Source organism: Streptomyces sp. NPDC001507, from assembly GCF_042894765.1.
Classification (GTDB): domain Bacteria; phylum Actinomycetota; class Actinomycetes; order Streptomycetales; family Streptomycetaceae; genus Streptomyces.
On the sequence record NZ_JBIAVV010000015.1, the window covers coordinates 244,810 to 263,652 of the forward strand.

At 72.1% G+C, this 18,843-nt stretch carries 18 protein-coding genes; 12 read left to right on the forward strand and 6 right to left on the reverse strand.

The genetic code is table 11. From position 1 onward, the window contains the following. Positions 1–104: 104 nt before the first annotated feature. A complete protein-coding gene (locus ACFY0K_RS40640) occupies positions 105–1,559 on the forward strand; it encodes a hypothetical protein (RefSeq protein WP_390644122.1) in 1,455 nt (484 codons plus the stop codon). Positions 1,560–1,565: 6 nt separating this feature from the next. Here ACFY0K_RS40640 and ACFY0K_RS40645 read toward each other — a convergent pair whose 3' ends face one another. Further along, positions 1,566–1,988 carry a MazG nucleotide pyrophosphohydrolase domain-containing protein gene (locus tag ACFY0K_RS40645; RefSeq protein WP_390644090.1) on the reverse strand — a complete coding sequence of 141 codons (423 nt, stop codon included), beginning with the start codon at positions 1,986–1,988 and terminating at the stop codon, positions 1,566–1,568. Between the two features lie 140 nt (positions 1,989–2,128). Here ACFY0K_RS40645 and ACFY0K_RS40650 point away from each other — a divergent pair, with 140 nt between their 5' ends. Next, positions 2,129–3,127 carry a TAXI family TRAP transporter solute-binding subunit gene (locus ACFY0K_RS40650; protein WP_390644091.1) on the forward strand — a complete coding sequence of 333 codons (999 nt, stop codon included), beginning with the start codon at positions 2,129–2,131 and terminating at the stop codon, positions 3,125–3,127. A gap of 95 nt (positions 3,128–3,222) precedes the next feature. Here the strand turns inward: ACFY0K_RS40650 and ACFY0K_RS40655 are convergent, their stop codons facing one another. Together ACFY0K_RS40655 and ACFY0K_RS40660 are read right to left on the reverse strand one after the other, a co-directional pair. Continuing rightward, positions 3,223–4,620, reverse strand: a complete 1,398-nt coding sequence (locus tag ACFY0K_RS40655; protein WP_390644092.1) for an ATP-binding protein — start codon at positions 4,618–4,620, stop codon at positions 3,223–3,225. A 9-nt stretch (positions 4,621–4,629) separates the two neighbouring features. Continuing rightward, positions 4,630–5,322 carry a response regulator transcription factor gene (locus ACFY0K_RS40660; RefSeq protein ID WP_293999046.1) on the reverse strand — a complete coding sequence of 231 codons (693 nt, stop codon included), beginning with the start codon at positions 5,320–5,322 and terminating at the stop codon, positions 4,630–4,632. 315 nt (positions 5,323–5,637) lie between these two features. On the opposite strand from ACFY0K_RS40660, the gene ACFY0K_RS40665 reads away from it, so the two are divergent. The 8 genes from ACFY0K_RS40665 (at position 5,638) to ACFY0K_RS40700 (ending at position 12,103) form a co-directional block, all read left to right on the forward strand. Beyond that, positions 5,638–6,414 (forward strand): amino acid ABC transporter ATP-binding protein, encoded by a 777-nt coding sequence (locus tag ACFY0K_RS40665; RefSeq protein ID WP_382732530.1) that lies wholly within the window; start codon positions 5,638–5,640, stop codon positions 6,412–6,414. A gap of 108 nt (positions 6,415–6,522) precedes the next feature. Continuing rightward, on the forward strand, positions 6,523–7,359 hold the full coding sequence (locus tag ACFY0K_RS40670; protein ID WP_388604500.1) for a glutamate ABC transporter substrate-binding protein: 837 nt from the start codon (positions 6,523–6,525) through the stop codon (positions 7,357–7,359). A gap of 109 nt (positions 7,360–7,468) precedes the next feature. Then, positions 7,469–8,134: an amino acid ABC transporter permease gene (locus ACFY0K_RS40675; protein WP_390644093.1), complete on the forward strand. Its 666-nt coding sequence runs from the start codon at positions 7,469–7,471 to the stop codon at positions 8,132–8,134. After that, entirely contained in the window at positions 8,131–9,042 is a 912-nt protein-coding gene (locus ACFY0K_RS40680; RefSeq protein WP_390644094.1) for an amino acid ABC transporter permease, read from the forward strand. The genes ACFY0K_RS40675 and ACFY0K_RS40680 overlap by 4 nt, the downstream gene beginning before the upstream one ends. Before the next feature lie 235 nt (positions 9,043–9,277). After that, complete coding sequence (locus tag ACFY0K_RS40685; RefSeq protein WP_390644095.1) at positions 9,278–10,915, forward strand: FAD-dependent monooxygenase; 1,638 nt, start codon at positions 9,278–9,280, stop codon at positions 10,913–10,915. Between the two features lie 102 nt (positions 10,916–11,017). After that, positions 11,018–11,065 (forward strand): hypothetical protein, encoded by a 48-nt coding sequence (locus tag ACFY0K_RS40690; protein WP_372496870.1) that lies wholly within the window; start codon positions 11,018–11,020, stop codon positions 11,063–11,065. A 73-nt stretch (positions 11,066–11,138) separates the two neighbouring features. Then, complete coding sequence (locus tag ACFY0K_RS40695; protein WP_390644096.1) at positions 11,139–11,687, forward strand: cysteine dioxygenase; 549 nt, start codon at positions 11,139–11,141, stop codon at positions 11,685–11,687. Next, complete coding sequence (locus ACFY0K_RS40700) at positions 11,678–12,103, forward strand: rhodanese-like domain-containing protein (protein WP_390644123.1); 426 nt, start codon at positions 11,678–11,680, stop codon at positions 12,101–12,103. Before ACFY0K_RS40695 ends, ACFY0K_RS40700 begins: the two co-directional genes overlap by 10 nt. Before the next feature lie 266 nt (positions 12,104–12,369). Here the strand turns inward: ACFY0K_RS40700 and ACFY0K_RS40705 are convergent, their stop codons facing one another. The 3 genes from ACFY0K_RS40705 to recA all read right to left on the reverse strand — a co-directional run bounded on the left by ACFY0K_RS40705 (position 12,370) and on the right by recA (position 16,940). After that, positions 12,370–14,898, reverse strand: coding sequence for an FtsX-like permease family protein (locus ACFY0K_RS40705; protein WP_390644097.1), 2,529 nt, complete (start codon positions 14,896–14,898; stop codon positions 12,370–12,372). 97 nt (positions 14,899–14,995) lie between these two features. Next, positions 14,996–15,802 carry a recombination regulator RecX gene (gene recX / locus ACFY0K_RS40710; protein ID WP_390644098.1) on the reverse strand — a complete coding sequence of 269 codons (807 nt, stop codon included), beginning with the start codon at positions 15,800–15,802 and terminating at the stop codon, positions 14,996–14,998. A gap of 4 nt (positions 15,803–15,806) precedes the next feature. Then, positions 15,807–16,940 carry a recombinase RecA gene (recA, locus tag ACFY0K_RS40715; RefSeq protein ID WP_390644099.1) on the reverse strand — a complete coding sequence of 378 codons (1,134 nt, stop codon included), beginning with the start codon at positions 16,938–16,940 and terminating at the stop codon, positions 15,807–15,809. A 490-nt stretch (positions 16,941–17,430) separates the two neighbouring features. On the opposite strand from recA, the gene ACFY0K_RS40720 reads away from it, so the two are divergent. Together ACFY0K_RS40720 and ACFY0K_RS40725 are read left to right on the forward strand one after the other, a co-directional pair. Continuing rightward, positions 17,431–17,721, forward strand: a complete 291-nt coding sequence (locus tag ACFY0K_RS40720; protein WP_390644100.1) for a polyprenyl synthetase — start codon at positions 17,431–17,433, stop codon at positions 17,719–17,721. Next, a complete protein-coding gene (locus ACFY0K_RS40725) occupies positions 17,714–18,766 on the forward strand; it encodes a polyprenyl synthetase family protein (protein WP_390644101.1) in 1,053 nt (350 codons plus the stop codon). The genes ACFY0K_RS40720 and ACFY0K_RS40725 overlap by 8 nt, the downstream gene beginning before the upstream one ends. Positions 18,767–18,843: the final 77 nt, after the last annotated feature.

Genomic DNA, 18,843 nt, shown 5'->3' on the forward strand with positions numbered 1-18,843 from the left:
TTACCGACCGGTTCTACCCATCGGTAATAAAGATCGGTGTCTCTTCGCCACCCCCACCCTCAGGACTGACCTTGCGCAGACGCACAAGGCTCGGGCATGCCCTCATGCCCGGCTTCGCCATGACCGCCCTCCTCCTCGCCGCCGGCTGCGCCTCGCCGCCGCACCAGGCAGCCGCCGACGGCCGTGCACGGGAGGCCGCCCAGGTCTCCGACGGCTCCAGCGCCGCCGCCCACGCGGACGGCCGGACGCTCGCCGTCGCCGCCGCACCGGCCGCCGCGGCGACCACGGCCGCGGGCTCGACGGGTGCGGGCAGACCGGCACACCGCACCACGCTCACCGTCACCTCATACGACGGCAAGACCCGACGCGCCGTCATATCCGCCGTGAAACAGGGTCGTTCGGCGGGCAAGGGGAAGGCGGGCTCGCCCGCCGTCTCCCCCAGCCCCGCGGCGCCGTCACCGTCACCGTCGGCATCGGCATCGGCATCGGCATCGGCATCGGCATCGGCCCAGCAGGCCGCCGTCGGTGACGTCATCGCCAGCGCCCCCGCGCCCGGCGCCCCGGACGGGCTGCTCGCCAAGGTGACGAAGGTGCTCGGCGAGACCGACGCCGGCACCGAGGTGCAGACCGAGCCCGCGACCCTCGACGCCCTGCTCGGCGACGACACCGCGAAGGGCACCGTGCCCGTCGACCCGGCCGCCTTCGAGGTCGACAAGCTGCTGCCCGACGTCAAGGTCTCCTGGTCCAGGACCGGTGACGTGCACGTCGGCCCCGAGGGCGCCCACGTGCCGCTCGGCAGCCTCCGCCTGGACGTCAGCACGGAGGTGCCGGCCGCCGAGGGTGCGCCCGCCTCCGCCGCGGCCTCGGTCTCCGGCTTCGTCCAGGTCGCCCCGCAGGTCGACTTCGCCTACGGCGGCGCGGGCACCGGCACCGCGCCCGGCTCCGCCTACCTCGGGGTCTCCGGCGACTGGAACTCCGGCTGGGCGGTCAAGGGGCGGGCCGGGGCCACGGCGACCCCGCTGCGCATCCCGTTCGCCAAGCTGCACGCCGACCCCGTCCTCCAGGTCGGCGCGGTCCCCGTCGTCGTCAATCTCGACCTGACCTGCTACCTCCAGGTGAGCGGCGACGGCAGGATCACCGTCGACGTGGAGCAGAACCTGAAGGGCGGCTTCAAGGCGGGCGGCACCTTCGGCACGGCCCAGGGCTGGACGCCGGTCAGCAGCTCGACCATGACGAGCACGCCGATGCGCAGCTCGGTGACCACATCGGGAAGCGTCCGGACCACGCTGGGCGCCGAGGCCTCCGTCGGCCTCTACGGCAGCGTGGGCGTCACCGCCGACCTGGCGCCGTACCTGCGCGGCGAGGCCACCGGCACGGTCACCGCCACCTCGGCGACCCCGGGCGCGGATGCCCAGGGCGCCTGGAACCTGTACGGAGGTGTCGACCTGTCCGGCACCCTCCGCCTCCAGCTGTCGGTCTTCGGCACACCGGTACTGGAGCGGGGCATCCCGCTGGGCACCCTGCACCGCGAGTGGAAGCTGGCGGGCGGCACTTTCTGACCCAGGTCAGTCCGCGCCGCCCGGTATCCAGCCCTGGCCGCGCAGCACCGCCGAGACGTCCGGCGCCCGGTAGTGCTCCCCCTTGAGCACCTTGCCGTCGGCCCGGCGGGCCACCTGCCCGTCGGGCCCCAGCTTGCTCATGTTGGACCGGTGGATCTCGGCGAGCACCTCGTCGAGGTCGATCCCGTGCACCAGCGCGGTGCCGTACGCCACGTAGACCACGTCCGCCAGCTCGTGCGCGAGCCGGTCGAGCGGCCCCTCGACCGCGACCTCGGCGACCTCCGCGGCCTCCTCGGCGAGCAGCTCCCCGCGGTGCGCGGCCAGTTCGGGAGAGACCTCGGTCGGCGTGGTGCGGGCGGCCAGGCCGAAGGCGTGGTGGAACTCCCGGACGAGCCGGGCGGGCGAGGCACCGGGGACGGAACTGGTCATGCGAACGACTCTAATGCCCGCCACCGACAGTCCCGGTCCGACGCCGTGCCCCGGCCCCGGCCCTGGTCCCGAGCCCGGTCCCACCCTGGCCCCGACCCCGGCCCTGGTCAGGACGGTGCCCTGCTGGCAGGATCGCGCGCATGTCCAAGCTGCTCCCCCGTATCGGCAGACGCCGCGCCCTTCAGTGCGCGACCGCCGGCGTCGTCGCGTTCGGCCTGCTGCTGTGGTGGCTGCTGCCGCTCGGTGAGAAGCCGCCGACCGGGACGATCGTCTTCAGCACCGGAACGCTGCGCGGCGTCTACCAGGAGTACGGCGAACGGCTGCGCACCGAGCTGCGCAAGGACATGCCGGGCCTGAAGGTGAAGCTGGTGCAGAGCAACGGGTCGTACGAGAACGTACGGCGGGTGGCGACCGGCCACGCGGACTTCACCATCGCGGCGGCCGACGCGGTGGAGACGTACGAACTGAACGGCGGCCAGGACGCCGGACGGCTGCGCGGGGTGGCCCGGCTCTACGACGACTACGTCCAGCTCGTCGTACCCCGCGACTCGGGCATCACCGGCGTCGCGCAGCTGCGGCACAAGCGGGTGGCGATCGGGCTGCCCAACTCGGGGGTGCGACTGATCGCCGACCGGGTGCTCAGGGCCGCCGGAATGGACCCGGCCAAGGACATCACACCGGTGTCCGACGGCATAGACACCGGCCCGGACCAGCTGCGGGACGGCAAGATCGACGCGTTCTTCTGGTCGGGCGGCCTGCCGACCAAGGGGCTGCTCGACCTGGCGAAGAAGTTCAGCTTCACGTTCGTCCCGATCGGCGAGAGCCTCGTCACCAAGCTGCACACCGAGGGCGCGGCCTCGCTGTACTACCGGGCGACCAACATGCCGGAGTCGGCGTACCCGTCCGTGCAGCAGGGCACGACGGTGCCCACGATCGCGGTGTCCAACGTCCTGATGACCCGCAAGGACATCGACCCGCGGCTCACCGAGTGGGTGACCCGCACGGTCATCAAGAGCCGTGACGACATCGGCAACCACGTCCACTCGGCCCAGCTGGTGGACCTGCGAACGGCGATCTACACGGACCCGCTGCCGCTGCAGGAGGGAGCGCGCCGCTACTACCGCTCGGTGAAGCCCTGAGGCACCCCGTCAGGGGCACGGGGAAGAGCACGATCGGCCCGCCCCCGCCCGCAACTGGAACGCCACCGCACCCACCGCTCTCTCCCTTCCCTCTCTCACCCACCCCGCGGCACAGCCACCGTCACCCGCAACCCCCCCGGCTCATGGTGCTCGTAGGACAGCGAACCCCCGCCCGCCGCCAGCAACGCCCGCGTGATGGACAGCCCCAGCCCCGACCCCTTCACGTTCTGATGCCGCCCGCTCCGCCAGAACCGGTCCCCCACGCGCGCGAGTTCCTCGTCCGTCAACCCCGGCCCCGAGTCGGTCACCACGACCGTGGACACGTCGCCCTCGGCGCGTACGGTCACCTCCACCAGCCCCCCCTCCGGCGTGAACTTCACCGCGTTGTCGATCACCGCGTCCAGCGCGCTGGACAGCGTGACCGGGTCGGCCCACCCGGTGGTCGGTGTGCAGTCCCCGGTCAGCCGGACCCCCTTCGCCGCGGCGGCCGGCGCCCACGCGGCGATCCGCTCCTCGGCCAGCCTGCCGAGGTCGGTCGTCATCAGGTCGGCATCGGCGTGCTCGGCCAGCGCCAGGTCGAGCAGGTCGTCCAGGACCTGCGCGAGCCGCTTGCCCTCGGTGCGGACCGAGGCGATCTCCTCGTTGTCCTCCGGCAGTTCGAGGGCGAGCAGCTCGATGCGCAGCAGCAGCGCGGAGAGGGGGTTGCGCAGCTGGTGGGAGGCGTCGGCGACGAAGGCGCGCTGCTGCTCCAGCACGTCCTCGACGTTGTCCGCCATCTCGTTGAACGCCCGGGCAAGCCGTCTGAGTTCCGGCGGACCGCCGGCCGCCGCGACCCGGGACTTGAGTCGGCCGCTGGCGATCGCGTGCGTGGTGGCGTCGAGCACCCGGACCGGCCGCAGCACCCACCCGGTCAGCCGCAGCGCCGCGCCGACGGCGAGCAGCATCGCCGTGCACTCGCCGGCGCCGATGACCAGCCAGTCGCGCAGGGTGCGGGAACGCATCGGGCCGGTGGGCGAGTCGGTGACCACCACGGCGACGACGTCGCCGTCCCGGATCACCGGTGAGGCCACCACCAGCCGGCTGCGCTGCCACGGCCACACCTGTGCGGGATCGTGGCTGCGGCGGCTGAGCAGGGACTCGTCGAACGCCTCCCGGACCTCGCCGGTCGTCGGCAGCACCCAGTCGTCGGGCGCGTTGGCCATGGAGGACGCGTTCCGGTAGAAGACGCCCGCGCGGATGCCGTAGACGCCGTAGTAGCTGGCGAGTTCGCGGCGGAGGGTCTCCAGGCGGTCGTCCGTGCTCGTGGGGCGTGCGGTGGCGGGCGTGTCGGTCACGAACTGGGCGAGGGCGGCGAACCGCGCGGTGTCGTCGATGCGGTCGACGACGACCTTCTGCTGCTGCGCGGCGGCCGTGCTGACGGCGAGCGGAACGCCGAGCGCGAGCAGCACGGCCGCCATCAGGACGATGAGCAGCGGAAGGAGACGTGTGCGCACCCGTCCCCGCTACGCGGCCGGGGCGACGAGCCGGTAACCCACGCCGCGTACGGTCTCGATGAGCGCGGGCATGCGCAGCTTGGCGCGCAGGGAGGCGACGTGCACCTCCAGGGTGCGGCCGGTCCCCTCCCAGCTGGTGCGCCAGACCTCGCTGATGATCTGCTCCCGGCGGAAGACCACGCCGGGCCGCTGGGCGAGCAGCGCGAGCAGGTCGAACTCCTTGCGGGTGAGCTGGACGACCTTGCCGTCCACGCTGACCTGGCGGGTGGGCAGCTCGATGCGGACGGCGCCGAGCCGCAGCGCGCTGTCGCCGTCGGCGCCGGCCTGGCCGTCCTCGTGGTGGGTGCGCCGGCTGACCGCGTGGATCCGGGCGAGCAGTTCCCCGGTGTCGTACGGCTTCACCACGTAGTCGTCGGCGCCGAGGTTGAGGCCGTGGATGCGGGAGCGGACGTCCGAGCGGGCCGTCACCATGATGACCGGGGTGCTGGTGCGCTTGCGGATCTTGCCGCAGACCTCGTAGCCGTCCTGGTCGGGCAGGCCGAGGTCGAGCAGGACGACGTCGTAGCCGTCGCTCTCGGGGACGAGGGCGCGGAGAGCCTCCTCGCCGCTGCGGGCGTGGGTGACGGAGAACCCGTGCCGGGCCAGGACCGCGGAGAGTGCGGCGGCGACGTGGTTGTCGTCCTCGACGAGCAGCAGTCTCATCCCGGCCCCCTCCGGTTCAGCGGTCGTACGGTCGTGGTTCGTCGTCGGCTTGCCTGCGCAGAACCCACGCGTTGCAGAAAGCGTGCACGCGCGTGCACGAGGAGCAGTCACGCTGATGGACGCCGACGGCGTCAAGTGGGTTCCGGTGGCGCGCGGGTTCCGTTACGCGGCCGATACCCGGGCGGCCGCCGGTGCTACGAGCCGTGTCCGACTGCTACCGGATCGTGATGCTCAGATCTCCCTCAGATGTAATGACGCTGGTCATCCGCGAAAACTACATTCCTCCGCAACCGAGGAGGACGGAGCCCGAAAGCGATGACCGAAGTATCGGTGGCCGAGCAGGACGTGGCCGCGACCGGCGAACTGGTCGTCCTGAAGAGCGTCAACAAGCACTTCGGCGCGTTGCACGTGCTCCAGGACATCGACCTGACGATCGCCCGCGGTGAGGTCGTCGTGGTGATCGGGCCCTCCGGGTCCGGCAAGTCCACGCTGTGCCGCACCATCAACCGTCTGGAGACCATCGACTCCGGATCGATCACCATCGACGGCAGGCCACTGCCCCAGGAGGGCAAGGAGCTGGCCCGGCTGCGCGCCGACGTCGGCATGGTCTTCCAGTCGTTCAATCTCTTCGCCCACAAGACAGTGCTCGAGAACGTGATGCTCGGGCAGGTCAAGGTCCGCAAGGCGGACCGGAAGCAGGCCGAGGAGAAGGCCCGCGCCCTGCTGGACCGGGTCGGCGTGGGCACCCAGGCCGACAAGTACCCCGCGCAGCTCTCCGGCGGCCAGCAGCAGCGCGTCGCCATCGCGCGGGCGCTGGCCATGGACCCGAAGGTCATGCTCTTCGACGAGCCGACCTCGGCCCTCGACCCCGAGATGATCAACGAGGTCCTGGAGGTCATGCAGCAGCTGGCCAGGGACGGCATGACGATGATCGTGGTCACCCACGAGATGGGCTTCGCCCGCTCGGCCGCGAACCGGGTGGTCTTCATGGCCGACGGCCGGATCGTCGAACAGGCCACCCCGGACCAGTTCTTCAGCAACCCGAGCAGCGACCGGGCCAAGGACTTCCTGTCGAAGATCCTGCACCACTGAGGCGCGGCAGACCCCGCTCCCTTTTCACAGAGCTCTTCGCAGACCTCTTCGCAGACCTCTTCACCGAGCTCTTCACAGCCGTCTTCACCACAACGAGGGATGTTCATCATGCAGCTCCGCAAGGTCACCGCCGCCTCGGCCGCCGTGCTCGCGCTCGCCCTGTCCGCCACGGCGTGCGGCAGCGGCAACAAGGACGACAGCGGTTCCTCGGGCGGCGGCAAGATCAAGATCGGCATCAAGTACGACCAGCCCGGTCTCGGCCTCCAGGAGCCCGACGGTTCCTTCTCCGGCTTCGACGTGGACGTGGCCACCTACGTCGCCGGGCAGCTGGGTTACAAGCCGAACCAGATCGAGTTCGTGCAGACCAAGAGCGCCGACCGGGAGAACGCCCTCGCGCGCGGTGACGTGAAGTTCATCGCGGCCACCTACTCGATCACCGACGAGCGCAAGGCGAAGGTGGACTTCGCCGGCCCGTACCTGCTGGCCCACCAGGACCTGCTGGTCAAGTCCGGCTCGGGCATCTCCCAGGGCACGGACCTCAACGGCAAGCGGCTGTGTTCCGTGACCGGTTCGACGTCGGCGCAGAACGTGCAGAAGACGATCGCTCCGAAGGCGAAGCTCAAGGAGGTGAGTTCCTACTCGGAGTGCATCGCCGGTCTGCAGAGCGGTTCCGTGGACGCCCTGACCACCGACGACTCCATCCTCGCCGGCTTCGCCGCCCAGAAGCAGTACAAGGGCCAGTTCCAGCTCGCCGGTCTGAAGCTGAGCAACGAGAACTACGGCATCGGCGTCAAGAAGGGCGACACCGCGACCGTCGACAAGATCAACAAGGCGCTGGAGAAGATGGTCTCCGACGGCTCCTGGGACAAGGCCGTCACCAAGAACTTCGGCCCGGCCAACTACAAGAACGAGCCCGCCCCGAAGATCGGCGTGATCGTCAAGTAAGGCACGGGTCTCACGAGGACCCTCTCGGACGCGCCGCCCGCCACCGCTTCCCCGGCGGCGGCGCGCCACGCCCTCCACGTACGCCACACACCCGGAAGCGCGGGAAATCGTGTTCGACTTTCTTCAAGGCTACGACGTCCTAGGGGCGTTCTGGACGACGGTGGAACTGACCGTCCTCTCCGCCGTCGGCTCGCTGGTCTGGGGCACCCTGCTGGCCGCGATGCGGGTCAGCCCGGTCCCGCTGATGCGCGGGTTCGGCACCGCCTACGTCAACATCGTCCGGAACATCCCCCTGACGGTCATCGTCATCTTCACCTCGCTCGGCCTCGCCGACATCTTCGGCGTGACGCTGGGCGCCTCGGACTTCAAGGTCCAGGGCTTCCGCCTCGCGGTGCTCGGCCTGACCGCCTACACCGCCGCCTTCGTCTGCGAGGCGATCCGCTCCGGCATCAACACGGTGCCCCTCGGACAGGCCGAGGCAGCCCGCGCGATCGGCCTGAACTTCTCGCAGACCCTGCGGCTGATAGTGCTGCCGCAGGCCTTCCGCGCGGTGATCGGCCCGCTGGCCAACGTCCTGATCGCGCTGACGAAGAACACCACGGTGGCGGCCGCGATCGGCGTCGCCGAGGCCGCGGCCCTGATGAAGACCATGATCGAGAACGAGGCCCAGACGCTGGCCATCGGCGCGGTCTTCGCCCTCGGCTTCGTGGTCCTGACCCTCCCGACCGGCCTGTTGCTCGGCTGGCTCGCCAAGCGCCTGGCGGTGAAGCGATGAGCTCCGTCCTGTACGACACCCCCGGGCCCCGCGCCAAGCGGCGCAACGTGGTCCTCTCCGTCGTCTTCGTACTGCTCCTCGCCCTCGCGATCTGGTGGGTCTGGCAGAAGATGGACGACAAGGGCCAGCTCAAGTGGGCCCTGTGGCAGCCGTTCACCACCTCCGAGGCGTGGACCACGTACCTGCTGCCGGGCCTCGGCAACACGCTCAAGGCCGCGGCGCTCGCCATGGTCATCGCCCTCCCGCTGGGCGCGCTCTTCGGCATCGCCCGCATGTCCGACCACGCCTGGGTGCGGATACCGGCCGCCTGGATCGTGGAGTTCTTCCGCGCGATCCCGGTCCTGCTGCTGATGCTGTTCGCCAACGAGTTCTACGTCCGCTCCACCGGCGTCGGCAGCGACGAACGGCCGTTGTACGCGGTCGTCACCGGCCTGGTGCTCTACAACGCCTCGGTGCTCGCCGAGGTCGTACGGGCCGGCGTCCTCGCGCTCCCCAAGGGGCAGACGGAGGCGGCCTACGCGATCGGGCTGCGCAAGGGGCAGACGATGACCGGCATCCTGCTGCCGCAGGCGGTCACCGTGATGCTGCCCGCCATCGTGAGCCAGCTCGTGGTGATCGTGAAGGACACCGCGCTGGGCGGTGTGATGCTGCAGTTCACGGAACTGCTCACGGCACGCGGCACGCTCGCCGCCAACTACGCCAACGTCATCCCCAGCTTCGTCGTCGTCGGCGTCGTCTTCATCCTGCTGAACCTCGTCCTCACCACGTTCGCCTCCTGGCTGGAGAAGCGGCTGCGGCGCAGCAAGCGCGGCACCGGTGCGGTGCTGGGTGCCGAGGACGTCAGCGACCTGAACGCGGCGGAGATCAGCGGTACCTTCGCGACCGGGGCGGGCGGGGCCAACGCCTGACTCCCGGTCAACCCGAACGACGCACACGGAGGCAGCGGCCGCAGGGGCGCTGCCTCCGCCGTTTTCCCGGGCGCCACGGCACCCGCGCGCCCGCCATGCTGACGTGTCACCGGGTGCGCCGCTTGACCGGGTGGCGCCCAGTCTGTTGCATACGTTCTGTGATCGTGCACCCTGCTCCAACAATCTGTTCAACTGTGTCCGTCGGGACGTACGTACGGGCAGGGGGCGCCGCGCCGTGGACCCGGTGATCATCGTCGGAGCGGGGCCCGTCGGGCTCACGCTCGCCCTGGCGCTGGCCCGCCAGGAAGTGCCGTCCGTCGTCCTGGACGAGGGCCCGGGCAAGGACGAGCCGCGCCCGGCGCGCACGGTGGTGCTCCGCGAGGACACCGCCGCCCTGGTGACGCGCCTGTCCGGCACTCCGCTGGAGGACCTGGGCGCCCGCTGGACCGGCTGGCGGTCGATGCGGCGCCGGCAGCTGCTGCGCGAGGTCGTCTTCGACGACGCCGGCGAACCCTCCCCGCTGCACCTCGCCCAGCACGTGCTGACCAACGCCCTGCGCGCCGCGATCGCCGACGAACCGCTGGCCAAGGTCGCCACCGACAGCCGCCTTGACGCCGTCGAGCAGGAGCGCTCCGGCGTCACCGCGCACACCCGGGGCCCCAAGGGCACCTGGTGGCGCGGCAGTTACCTGGTGGGCTGCGACGGCCCCCGCTCGACCGTGCGCAAGCTCGTGGACATCCGCTTCCCGGGCCGTACGGCGGTGGAACGGCACGCGGTCGCCGCGCTGCGCACGGAACTTCCGTGGCCCGGCCAGGCGTTGCTCCATCGGACACCGCCGTGGCGGACGTCCGGGCCCTCGGCCGGGGAGGTGACCGCCCGCCCCCTCCCGGACGGCGTGTGGCGCCTGGACTGGCTGCTGCCGCCCGGCAAGGACCTGGTCACGCCCGAGCTGCTGGTGACCCGGATCCGCGAGACCCTCGCGGGCTGGACGGGCGGCACCACCCCGCCGTACGACCTGCTCGACACCGGCGTCCACACCGTGCACCACCGCCTCGCCCGCAGGTGGCGGGTGGGCCGGGTGTTCGTCGCCGGGGACGCCGCGCACCTGCTCGGCGCGCTCGGGACGCACGGTCTGGACGAGGGCCTGCGCGACGTGGACAACCTCGCCTGGAAGCTGGCCCCGGCCTGGCACCACGGCCCGCACGAGGCGCTGCTCGACAGCTACCAGACCGAGCGGCGCGCGGTGGTCGCCGCCCGGCTGCGCGCCGCCGACCAGGCACTGCCGGTGCTGCGCGGCGGTGGCGGGCTGCGCGGATTCGTCCCCGGCGCGTCCCGGGGGCGCGACGCGCTCCTCACCGAAGGTCACCTGGGGCAGGGTCCGCTCGGTGCGCCGGGGGCGTACGCCGACTCGCCCCTCGCCCCCCGGCACCTGGAGCACGAGATCCCGGTCGGCACCCCGCCGGGGACACCGGTCACCGATGTCCGGGTCACCGCGGAGGACGGCACCTTCGTGCAGCTGCGCTCGCGTCTCGGCCGCGGGGCGCTGCTCGTCGTCCTGATCGCGCCCGGCACGGGGGTCTGGGACCGCAAGCACTGGGTCTCCGCCGGGATCATGCCCCGGCTCGCGGCGGCCGTGACCGCGCTGCCGCACCCCGCCGAGCTGCTGGTCGCCGAGGCCTACCCGGGCGCCCCGGCGCACACGGTGCTGCTCGTGCGCCCCGACGGCCAGCTGGTCACTGCACTCAACGGAGTCCGCCCGGCCGACCTGTACGCGGCGGCCGAGGCGACGCTGGGCGGCAAGGACCGGGAGCAGAGCGAGCAGGCGGAGCAGAGGACGGAGACGGAAGCGCAGACCGGTTCCCCCGCCCGGTGACCGGGCCGTCCACATCGTGACGGTGAGTTGACCGGCCCGCACCGGCATGGTGTACTCCGCATCGTGAACGACACCACTGTGCGCCTGTGGCGGAAGGTCCATGTGGACCTGGTCCGCTATGCGGGCTGCGTGTGTCTTCCGTCCTGCTGACTTCGCATTCCTCTTTCTCTCTCCGGGCGCCGTCTGCGCCCGCTTCTGCGAACCCTCATCAGGATCGGTGCACGTGTCTGCCTCTCTCCCGTCGTCCTCCGTTTCCTCGTCCGCCCCCGCGCCCGGCGCCGCGCCCACCCAGGCGGACCTCCTCGACTTCGTCCGGCGTACGGCTGCCGACGCCGAGCTGATCGCCTCGCTCCCGCTGGACCCGGAGGGCCGCACCTGGGTACGGCTCGACGGCCCCGCCGGCAGCGAGGCCTGGCTGATCGGCTGGCCGCCCGGCTCCGGCACCGGCTGGCACGACCACGCCGAGTCGGTCGGCGCCTTCCTCACCGCCACCGGCGAGCTGAAGGAGTACTCCCTGGCCACCCGGCTGCCCACCGACGGCTGGAAGACCCTGGAACTCTCCGAGGGGGTCGACCGCGAGCGCCGGCTGCCGGCCGGAAAGGGCAGGTCCTTCGGCCGCGACCACGTCCACGAGGTACTCAACGAGTCCACCGAGCACCACGCGGTCTCCGTCCACGCCTACTACCCGCCGCTGCCGCGGATCCGCCGCTACAGCCGCACCGGACAGGTACTGCGCCTGGAGCAGGTCGAGCGCCCCGAGGACTGGCAGTGAGCGGCACGGAACCGGTGGAGGCACGTCCGGTGGGCATCGACGAGCTGCTGGAGCGGGTGCGCGCGGGCTACCGGCGCATCGAGGCGCAGGAAGCGTACGACGCGGCGCACACCGGCGAGGCCCTGCTCGTCGACATCCGCTACGCGGCGCTGCGCGAGCGGGACGGGGTGATACCCGGTGCGCTCGTCATAGAACGCAACGAACTGGAGTGGCGCCTGGACCCGCAGGGCAGCCACAAGACCCCGGAGGCCACCGGCCACGACCTCCAGGTCGTCGTGATCTGCAACGAGGGCTACGCCTCCAGCCTGGCCGCCGCCTCCCTGCACCAGCTGGGCCTGCACCGGGCGACGGACCTGATCGGCGGCTTCCAGGCATGGAAGACGGCAGGCCTGCCGGTCACACCCCCGTCGTCCTAGTCCCTACGGCTCGCCGGTCCCGGTCGGATCCGTACGGCTGTCGATGAGGGCGCCGAGACCGTGGAGCACCCGGCCGAGGCCGGACTCCCAGGCGTGACCGGGGCTGTACGCGGCACCGTGCGCGGTACCCGCCGCCGTGCACGCCGTGCGACACGGGCGCGCCCGGCGGCCGCTGAGGCGATCCGGCGACGGCGTCGCAGAGGGCAGACAGCAGAGGGCAGACAGCAGACGGCAGACGGCACATCGCGGCGCTTCCGGCGGAGCGCCTAGTCCTTCGCCGTCGCCGCCGTCACCGCCGGCACCCGCAGCGCCACCCGTCCGGGAAGGGCCGAAGCCGTCAGGGCGAGCAGACCGGCGGTTGCTACGACCGTCACGTACAGCAGTGGCGTGACGGTCGGCGCGGCGCGGCCCGTCATGCCGACACTGAAGGAGGTCAGTACGGCGAGCGCGATGCCGCTGCCGAGCGCCGTGGCGAGCGTCAGCACGGACAGCACCTCGGTGCGCAGCATGCGCAACACCTGACGGCGGGTGGCGCCGGCCAGCCTGAGCAGCGCGAACTCTCGCACGCGGTCCGCGATCGACATGGCGATCGTGTTGACGACGGCGATGGCGGTGAAGGCGAGGACCAGCCCCATGGCCAGGAAGTTGACCTCGGCGTTGTCCTGCCGGCGGTGGGCCTGGAGCGAGTCGGCGGCGGTCGGCGAAAGAATGTCGAGCCCTGGGAACTCACGCAGCGTAGTCGCGAGTTGTGCTTGTGTACGGGCGGTGCTGACGAGGACGGAGGAGGCGAGCGGGTTGTCCACGTGGTGCGCGACGAGGTCGTGGGCGAAGGTGAGGTCACCGAAGCCCAGACCCCGGGCGTAGACGGCGGCGACGGTGAGCGTGGCGGGCGTGCCGTCGCCGAGGGTGAGTTTCAGGATGCTGCCGGGCCTCAGACGGTGCTGATCGGCGGCGAGTTCGCTGACGGCGACGGTGCGGTCGGTGAGCCCGTCGAGGGAGCCGGCGGTGACCTCGGGGTCCCAGGTGCGGGCGAGGCCCTCGGGGGTTACGCCCTGGGCCGGGTACTTGTCGAGGCCGATGCGGACGGTCGTACGGACCACTTCGGTGACCGTGTCGTGGCGCGCGCGCAACTGCCGTGCCGCCGCAGCCGGTACGCCGGGTCCCCGGGCGGCGACGACCCAGTCGGCGGTGACCCCGGCGCGGGACTGGGCACGGGCGGCGTCGTCGAGGGTGGCCTGGACGAACAGCACGGTGCAGGTCATGCCGATGAGCAGGGTGAGCGGGGTGACGACGGAGGCCATCCGAGCGGCGTTGCCGCGCAGGTTGGCGGTGGCGAGCCGGCCTCCGTGACCGGTGAGCCGCAGCGGGCCGGCGAGCAGCAGTGCGGCCGCCCTGACCAGCAGCGGACCGAGCAGGGCGACGGAGGTGGCGAGGACCACGACGGCGAGGAAGGTGACGGGGGTCGAGGCGGGTTCGGTACGCAGGGAGGTGAGCAGCACGACGAGGACGGCTCCACCGGCGAGCAGCAGCAGACCGGCGGCGATCCTGCCCCGGGCGGGCCGGGCGGGCTCGACGCGGGACTCGGCCAGGGCCTCGGCCGGCCGGATCCGGGTGATGCGCCGCGAGGCGATGCGGGCGGCCGTCCAGGCGCCGGCCAGGGTCGCGGCGAGCGCGGCGAGGGGCGGAACGACTCCGGTGGTGTGCTGAAGCGTGGCGGGTACGGCGCCGAGTGCGACGAACCTGGCGTGCAGCCAGGCGCCCAGCGGCAGGCCGAGGAGTGCGCCGAGCGTGCCGGCGACCACGCCGATGATCAGGGCCTCGCGGCCGAGCACCCGGCGGATCTGTCCCGGCGTGGCGGCGATGGCGCGCAGCAGGGCGAGTTCCCGGTGGCGCTGCTGCACGGTGAGCGCGAAGGTGCCGACCACCACAAGGACCGCCACGAGCAGCGAGGTCCCTCCCATGGCACCGCCCATGCTGACCAGCCGGACCCGGGCGGCGGCCGCGTCCAGGAACTCGGCGGTGCCACGGGCGTCGCCCGTGGAGACCTGGGCCGTGGTGCCGCGCAGTGTCCGCGTCACGGCAAGCTTCAGCCGTTCCGGGTCCGTGCCGTGCGCGGGCAGCACGCCGAACGCGGTGACCTGCCCGGGATGTGCGGCCAGTCTTCGGGCCTCGGCGGCGGAGAAGAAGAGTGCCGTCTGGTGGCGCACGTCGGTGGCCGGGGCGGCGATTCCGGTGATCCGGTAGGCGCGCGGGGTCTGTGTCGACTGCACGGTGAGGGCGTCGCCGGTTCGCAGGTGGGCGCGTGCGGCGAGGTCGCGGTCGACGACCAGGTCGGTGGCGGCCTTCGGGGCCGTACCGGAGACCAGGCGGTACGGAGTGAGCGCGGCGGACTCCCAGGCGTGTCCGTAGGCGCTTCGGCCGCCGGTACCGGTCGGGGTCAACGGCTGGGCCAGGAAGGTCAGTTCGGGCACGACCCGGGCGACACCGGGCGTGCGGGCGAGTCTGGTTTCCAGGCCGGCCGGCAGCCAGGCGCGCTCGGCGATGGGCTTCGCCTTGTGCTTGACCTTGGTCTTGCCGTGCTTGTGCTTGACGGTGGTTCGGTGAACGTACTGGTCGGCGGAGACCACGACGGGGGTTGCCGCGTAGCGCTCGGTGCGGATCGTGCCGCGCAGTCCTGTGTCGAGGAGCGTGCCACAGGCGGAGATCAGCGCGGCCGCACACAGCAGGGCGAGTAAGGCACCGAGAAACCCGGCCTTGCGGGCGCGGACGGTCTTGAGGGCGTAGCGCAGCATCATGGCGTACACGCTCGTCCACGCAGGGCTGTGCGGGCACTGCGGCGGTCCGGCGTCTTGGGGTGGGGTTAACCCCACTCCCCTCAAGACTGTCGTCCCGTCAGAAGTCCCCGCCCTCCAGGAACTCCGTGTCCTCGCCCTCCTCCTCCAGCGCCCGCCGGACGACCCGGAGGGCCATGCCCTCGGAGTAACCCTTGCGGGCGAGCATGCCGGCGAGGCGGCGGATCCGTCTGTCGCGGTCGAGGCCCCGGGTGGAGCGGAGCCTGCGGGCGACGAGTTCGCGGGCCGTCTCCTCCTCCTGCTCGGAGTCGAGCTGGGCGACCGCCTCGTCGATGAGCGCCGAGTCGACGCCCTTGGTGCGCAGTTCCTGGGCGAGCGCGCGCCGGGCCAGTCCCCGGCCGTGGTGCCGGGACTCCACCCAGGCGTCCGCGAACGCGCTGTCGTTGATCAGCCCGACCTCCTCGAACCGGGACAGCACCTCCTCGACGACGTCGTCCGGGATCTCCCGCTTGCGCAGGGCGTCCGCGAGCTGCTTCCGGGTGCGCGGGGTCCCGGTGAGCAGGCGAAGGCAGATCGCCCGCGCCCGCTCAGCCGGGTCCGCTGGAGGTTCCCCCTGCTCGGCCCTCGACGAGGAGGAGGAACCTCCGACCTCACCGGACGGCTCCCCGAAGCCACGCCGGCGCCGCGTCCCGGGCCTCCGCGAGCCACGGCCGGGTGACCCGTGCCCGCGGGGCCTGCCCAGGCCGTCGCCGTACGTGCCGTCCGCCCCGTATCCCCCGTCGGCGCCGCTCGTGCCGTAGGTCTCGTCACCGTCCCCGGCGGAGCCCGGGTCGCCCCCGGTGCCCCTCCCCCGTGGGGCACCGGGGGACGCGTACTCGTGGTCGGCCCAGTCGGTTCGTCGTGTCACGGCGTCAGCTCTTGGCGGTGGCGGCCTTGGGCTTGGTGACCTTGGCGGCGGCCGGGGCGGGCACCGTCTTCGCGGCGTCGTCCGGGGCCGCGGTGGTGGTGACCGCCGCGTCCGCGCCCGGCTCGGCGGCGGGCGTCTCCGGGCGGACACCGACGCCCAGCTTCTCCTTGATCTTCTTCTCGATCTCGTTGGCCAGGTCGGGGTTGTCCTTCAGGAAGTTGCGCGCGTTCTCCTTGCCCTGGCCGAGCTGGTCGCCCTCGTACGTGTACCAGGCGCCGGCCTTGCGGACGAAGCCGTGCTCCACGCCCATGTCGATCAGGCCGCCCTCGCGGCTGATGCCGTGGCCGTAGAGGATGTCGAACTCGGCCTGCTTGAAGGGCGGCGCGACCTTGTTCTTGACGACCTTGCAGCGGGTGCGGTTGCCGACCGCCTCGGTGCCGTCCTTCAGGGTCTCGATGCGGCGGATGTCGATACGCACCGAGGCGTAGAACTTCAGGGCGCGGCCACCGGTCGTGGTCTCCGGGGAGCCGAACATCACGCCGATCTTCTCGCGGAGCTGGTTGATGAAGATCGCGGTGGTCTTGGACTGGTTGAGAGCGCTGGTGATCTTCCGCAGCGCCTGGCTCATCAGGCGGGCCTGGAGACCGACGTGGCTGTCGCCCATCTCGCCCTCGATCTCGGCGCGCGGGACGAGCGCGGCGACGGAGTCGATGACGATGAGGTCGAGGGCACCGGAGCGGACCAGCATGTCCACGATCTCCAGGGCCTGCTCGCCGTTGTCGGGCTGGGAGAGGATCAGGTTGTCGATGTCGACGCCGAGCTTCTTCGCGTACTCGGGGTCGAGGGCGTGCTCCGCGTCCACGAACGCGACCTGGCCGCCGGCCTTCTGGGCGTTGGCCACGGCGTGCAGGGTCAGGGTCGTCTTACCGGAGGACTCCGGTCCGTAGATCTCCACGACGCGGCCGCGCGGCAGGCCACCGACACCGAGGGCGACGTCGAGCGCGGTCGAGCCGGTCGAGATGACCTCGATGGGCTCCATCGACCGCTCGCCCATGCGCATGACCGCGCCCTTGCCGAATTGCCGTTCAATCTGTGCGAGCGCGGCGTCGAGCGCCTTCTCGCGGTCGGTTCCTGCCATGGGTTCCACCCGGTTTGCTTGAGTCGATCGCTTCACGTCAAAGACGCTAACGCCTGCCACTGACAATGCGCCCCGACGCCGGCTCGACCTGTGGACAACTCGGGGACATCTCCGCCGAAACCGTGTCGAACCGCAGCCGGGATCCCCGCCGTGAGCCGTTCCGGAGCCTCCATAAGAATGGATGTTCGATTTTTGTGTCAAGCGCACCACGCGGTACTCCCTCCACATCCCCGCAGGGCGCTCACCCACCGCTCACCCGCTGCCCGTCCCCGCTCCGTCACGGGCTCCGGGCGTACACGGCACGCGTGCCGGAGCGCGCGGCACGCCGGGGGCGGCAGCCGGAAGCGGGACCGCCGGGCGGTGGTCCGCACCACCCGGCGAGGCGTTCACCCGATCGTGAGTTTCCGCCTGCTCGCGCCCGTCGTGCGGCGATGCTCCAAGAGGCGGCCGGGGAGAGCGCCGCCCCTGTGTGCCGTGGGTGGGAGAGCGCATGACACGTGAGACGGGACGACGCGGCCTGGACGAGCAGGCCGTGCTGCTGGCGGCGGGGCTGGCCGACCTGGCCGTGAGCACGGTGGGCACCGCCTTCGGGACGTTACGGGGGCTGCTGCGCCGCTCGGACGCCGGCGCGCTGGCGGCGGAGGCCGAGCACGACCTCACCGCACGGGGGCGCCTGGTCCTGGACCGGTACGCGGCCGTGCCCCCGGCCCACCTGGAGATCCTCGCCCGGCACGCCCTGGCCCGGCACGCTCTGGCCCGGCGGACCGCCGACGATGACTGACCGCTGGGATCCGGCCGCCTTCAAGAGCCGAGTCGACGGCGTGCTGCGCCGGTTCGTCGCCGAGGAGGCCGGCCTGTTCGCGGCGGTCGACCCGCTCCTGGGCCCGGTGGCCGAGCAGCTGGAGGCGGCGGCCGCGGACGGCAAACGGCTGCGGGCGGCGTTCTGCTACTGGGGCTGGCGCGCGGTGGGCCAGCCGGACAGCGACGCGCTGGTGCGGGCGGCGGCCTCCATGGAACTGGTGCACGCCGCCGCCGTCGTCCACGACGACCTCATCGACGACAGCCCCCTGCGGCACGGCCGCCCCACCCCGCACGTCGCCCTGCGTGCCGCCGTACAGGACCGTCCGCGCGCCGACGACACCGCGCGGTCGCTGGCGATGCTCGTGGGCGATCTGCTGATGTCACTGGCCGGGCAGCTGTTCGCGACCTGCGGGCTGCCCGCCGCCTACCTCGCCCGGGCCCGCCCCCTGTGGTCGGTGCTGGCCAGGGAGCTGATCGCGGGCGAGTGCCTGGAGATCCTGCGCACCGGAGCCGGTCCGGACACCACGGCCTCACTGAAGGTGATCCGCTACAAGGCCGCCAAGTACACCGTCGAGCAGCCCCTGTTGATCGGCGGCGCCCTGGCCGGGGCCGGCGAGCGGCTGCGCGAGGGGTACTCCGCGTACGGGCTGCCGCTGGGCGAGGCCTTCCAGCTCCGCGACGACCTGCTCGGCCTGTTCGGGGCACCGGAGCACACCGGCAAGGCCAACGCGGACGACGTGCGCGGGCACCGGCCCACCGCCCTGCTCGCGGAGACCTGGCGCCTCGCCCGTGCCGACGACCGGGAGCGGCTGGGCGCGCTGCTCGGCTGCCGTGATCTGGACGCGGACGGCCTGGACGCGGTCCGCGAGGTGATGTGCCGGCTCGGGGCACCCGACCGGATCGAGCACATGATCGGCGCGCGGGTCACGGAAGCCCTCGACGCCCTCCACAACCTGAATGTGCCGGCCCCCGCCGCCGGCGCCCTGACCTCGCTGGCCCACTCGGCCGCGACCCGGCTGTCCTGAACCCCACGGGTGGCCCGGACCACACCCGCGACGACCCGCGACCACCCCGCGACCTGCGCGACCCGCGATGACAAGGA

Bases quoted from the DNA above. Each gene is read 5' to 3' on its own strand.
- ACFY0K_RS40640 (WP_390644122.1), top strand. From the start codon at position 105: ATGCCCGGCTTCGCCATGACCGCCCTCCTCCTCGCCGCCGGCTGCGCC.
- ACFY0K_RS40645 (WP_390644090.1), bottom strand. From the start codon at position 1,988: ATGACCAGTTCCGTCCCCGGTGCCTCGCCCGCCCGGCTCGTCCGGGAG.
- ACFY0K_RS40650 (WP_390644091.1), top strand. From the start codon at position 2,129: ATGTCCAAGCTGCTCCCCCGTATCGGCAGACGCCGCGCCCTTCAGTGC.
- ACFY0K_RS40660 (WP_293999046.1), bottom strand. From the start codon at position 5,322: ATGAGACTGCTGCTCGTCGAGGACGACAACCACGTCGCCGCCGCACTC.
- ACFY0K_RS40665 (WP_382732530.1), top strand. From the start codon at position 5,638: ATGACCGAAGTATCGGTGGCCGAGCAGGACGTGGCCGCGACCGGCGAA.
- ACFY0K_RS40670 (WP_388604500.1), top strand. From the start codon at position 6,523: ATGCAGCTCCGCAAGGTCACCGCCGCCTCGGCCGCCGTGCTCGCGCTC.
- ACFY0K_RS40680 (WP_390644094.1), top strand. From the start codon at position 8,131: ATGAGCTCCGTCCTGTACGACACCCCCGGGCCCCGCGCCAAGCGGCGC.
- ACFY0K_RS40705 (WP_390644097.1), bottom strand. From the start codon at position 14,898: ATGATGCTGCGCTACGCCCTCAAGACCGTCCGCGCCCGCAAGGCCGGG.
- recA (WP_390644099.1), bottom strand. From the start codon at position 16,940: ATGGCAGGAACCGACCGCGAGAAGGCGCTCGACGCCGCGCTCGCACAG.
- ACFY0K_RS40720 (WP_390644100.1), top strand. From the start codon at position 17,431: ATGACACGTGAGACGGGACGACGCGGCCTGGACGAGCAGGCCGTGCTG.
- ACFY0K_RS40725 (WP_390644101.1), top strand. From the start codon at position 17,714: ATGACTGACCGCTGGGATCCGGCCGCCTTCAAGAGCCGAGTCGACGGC.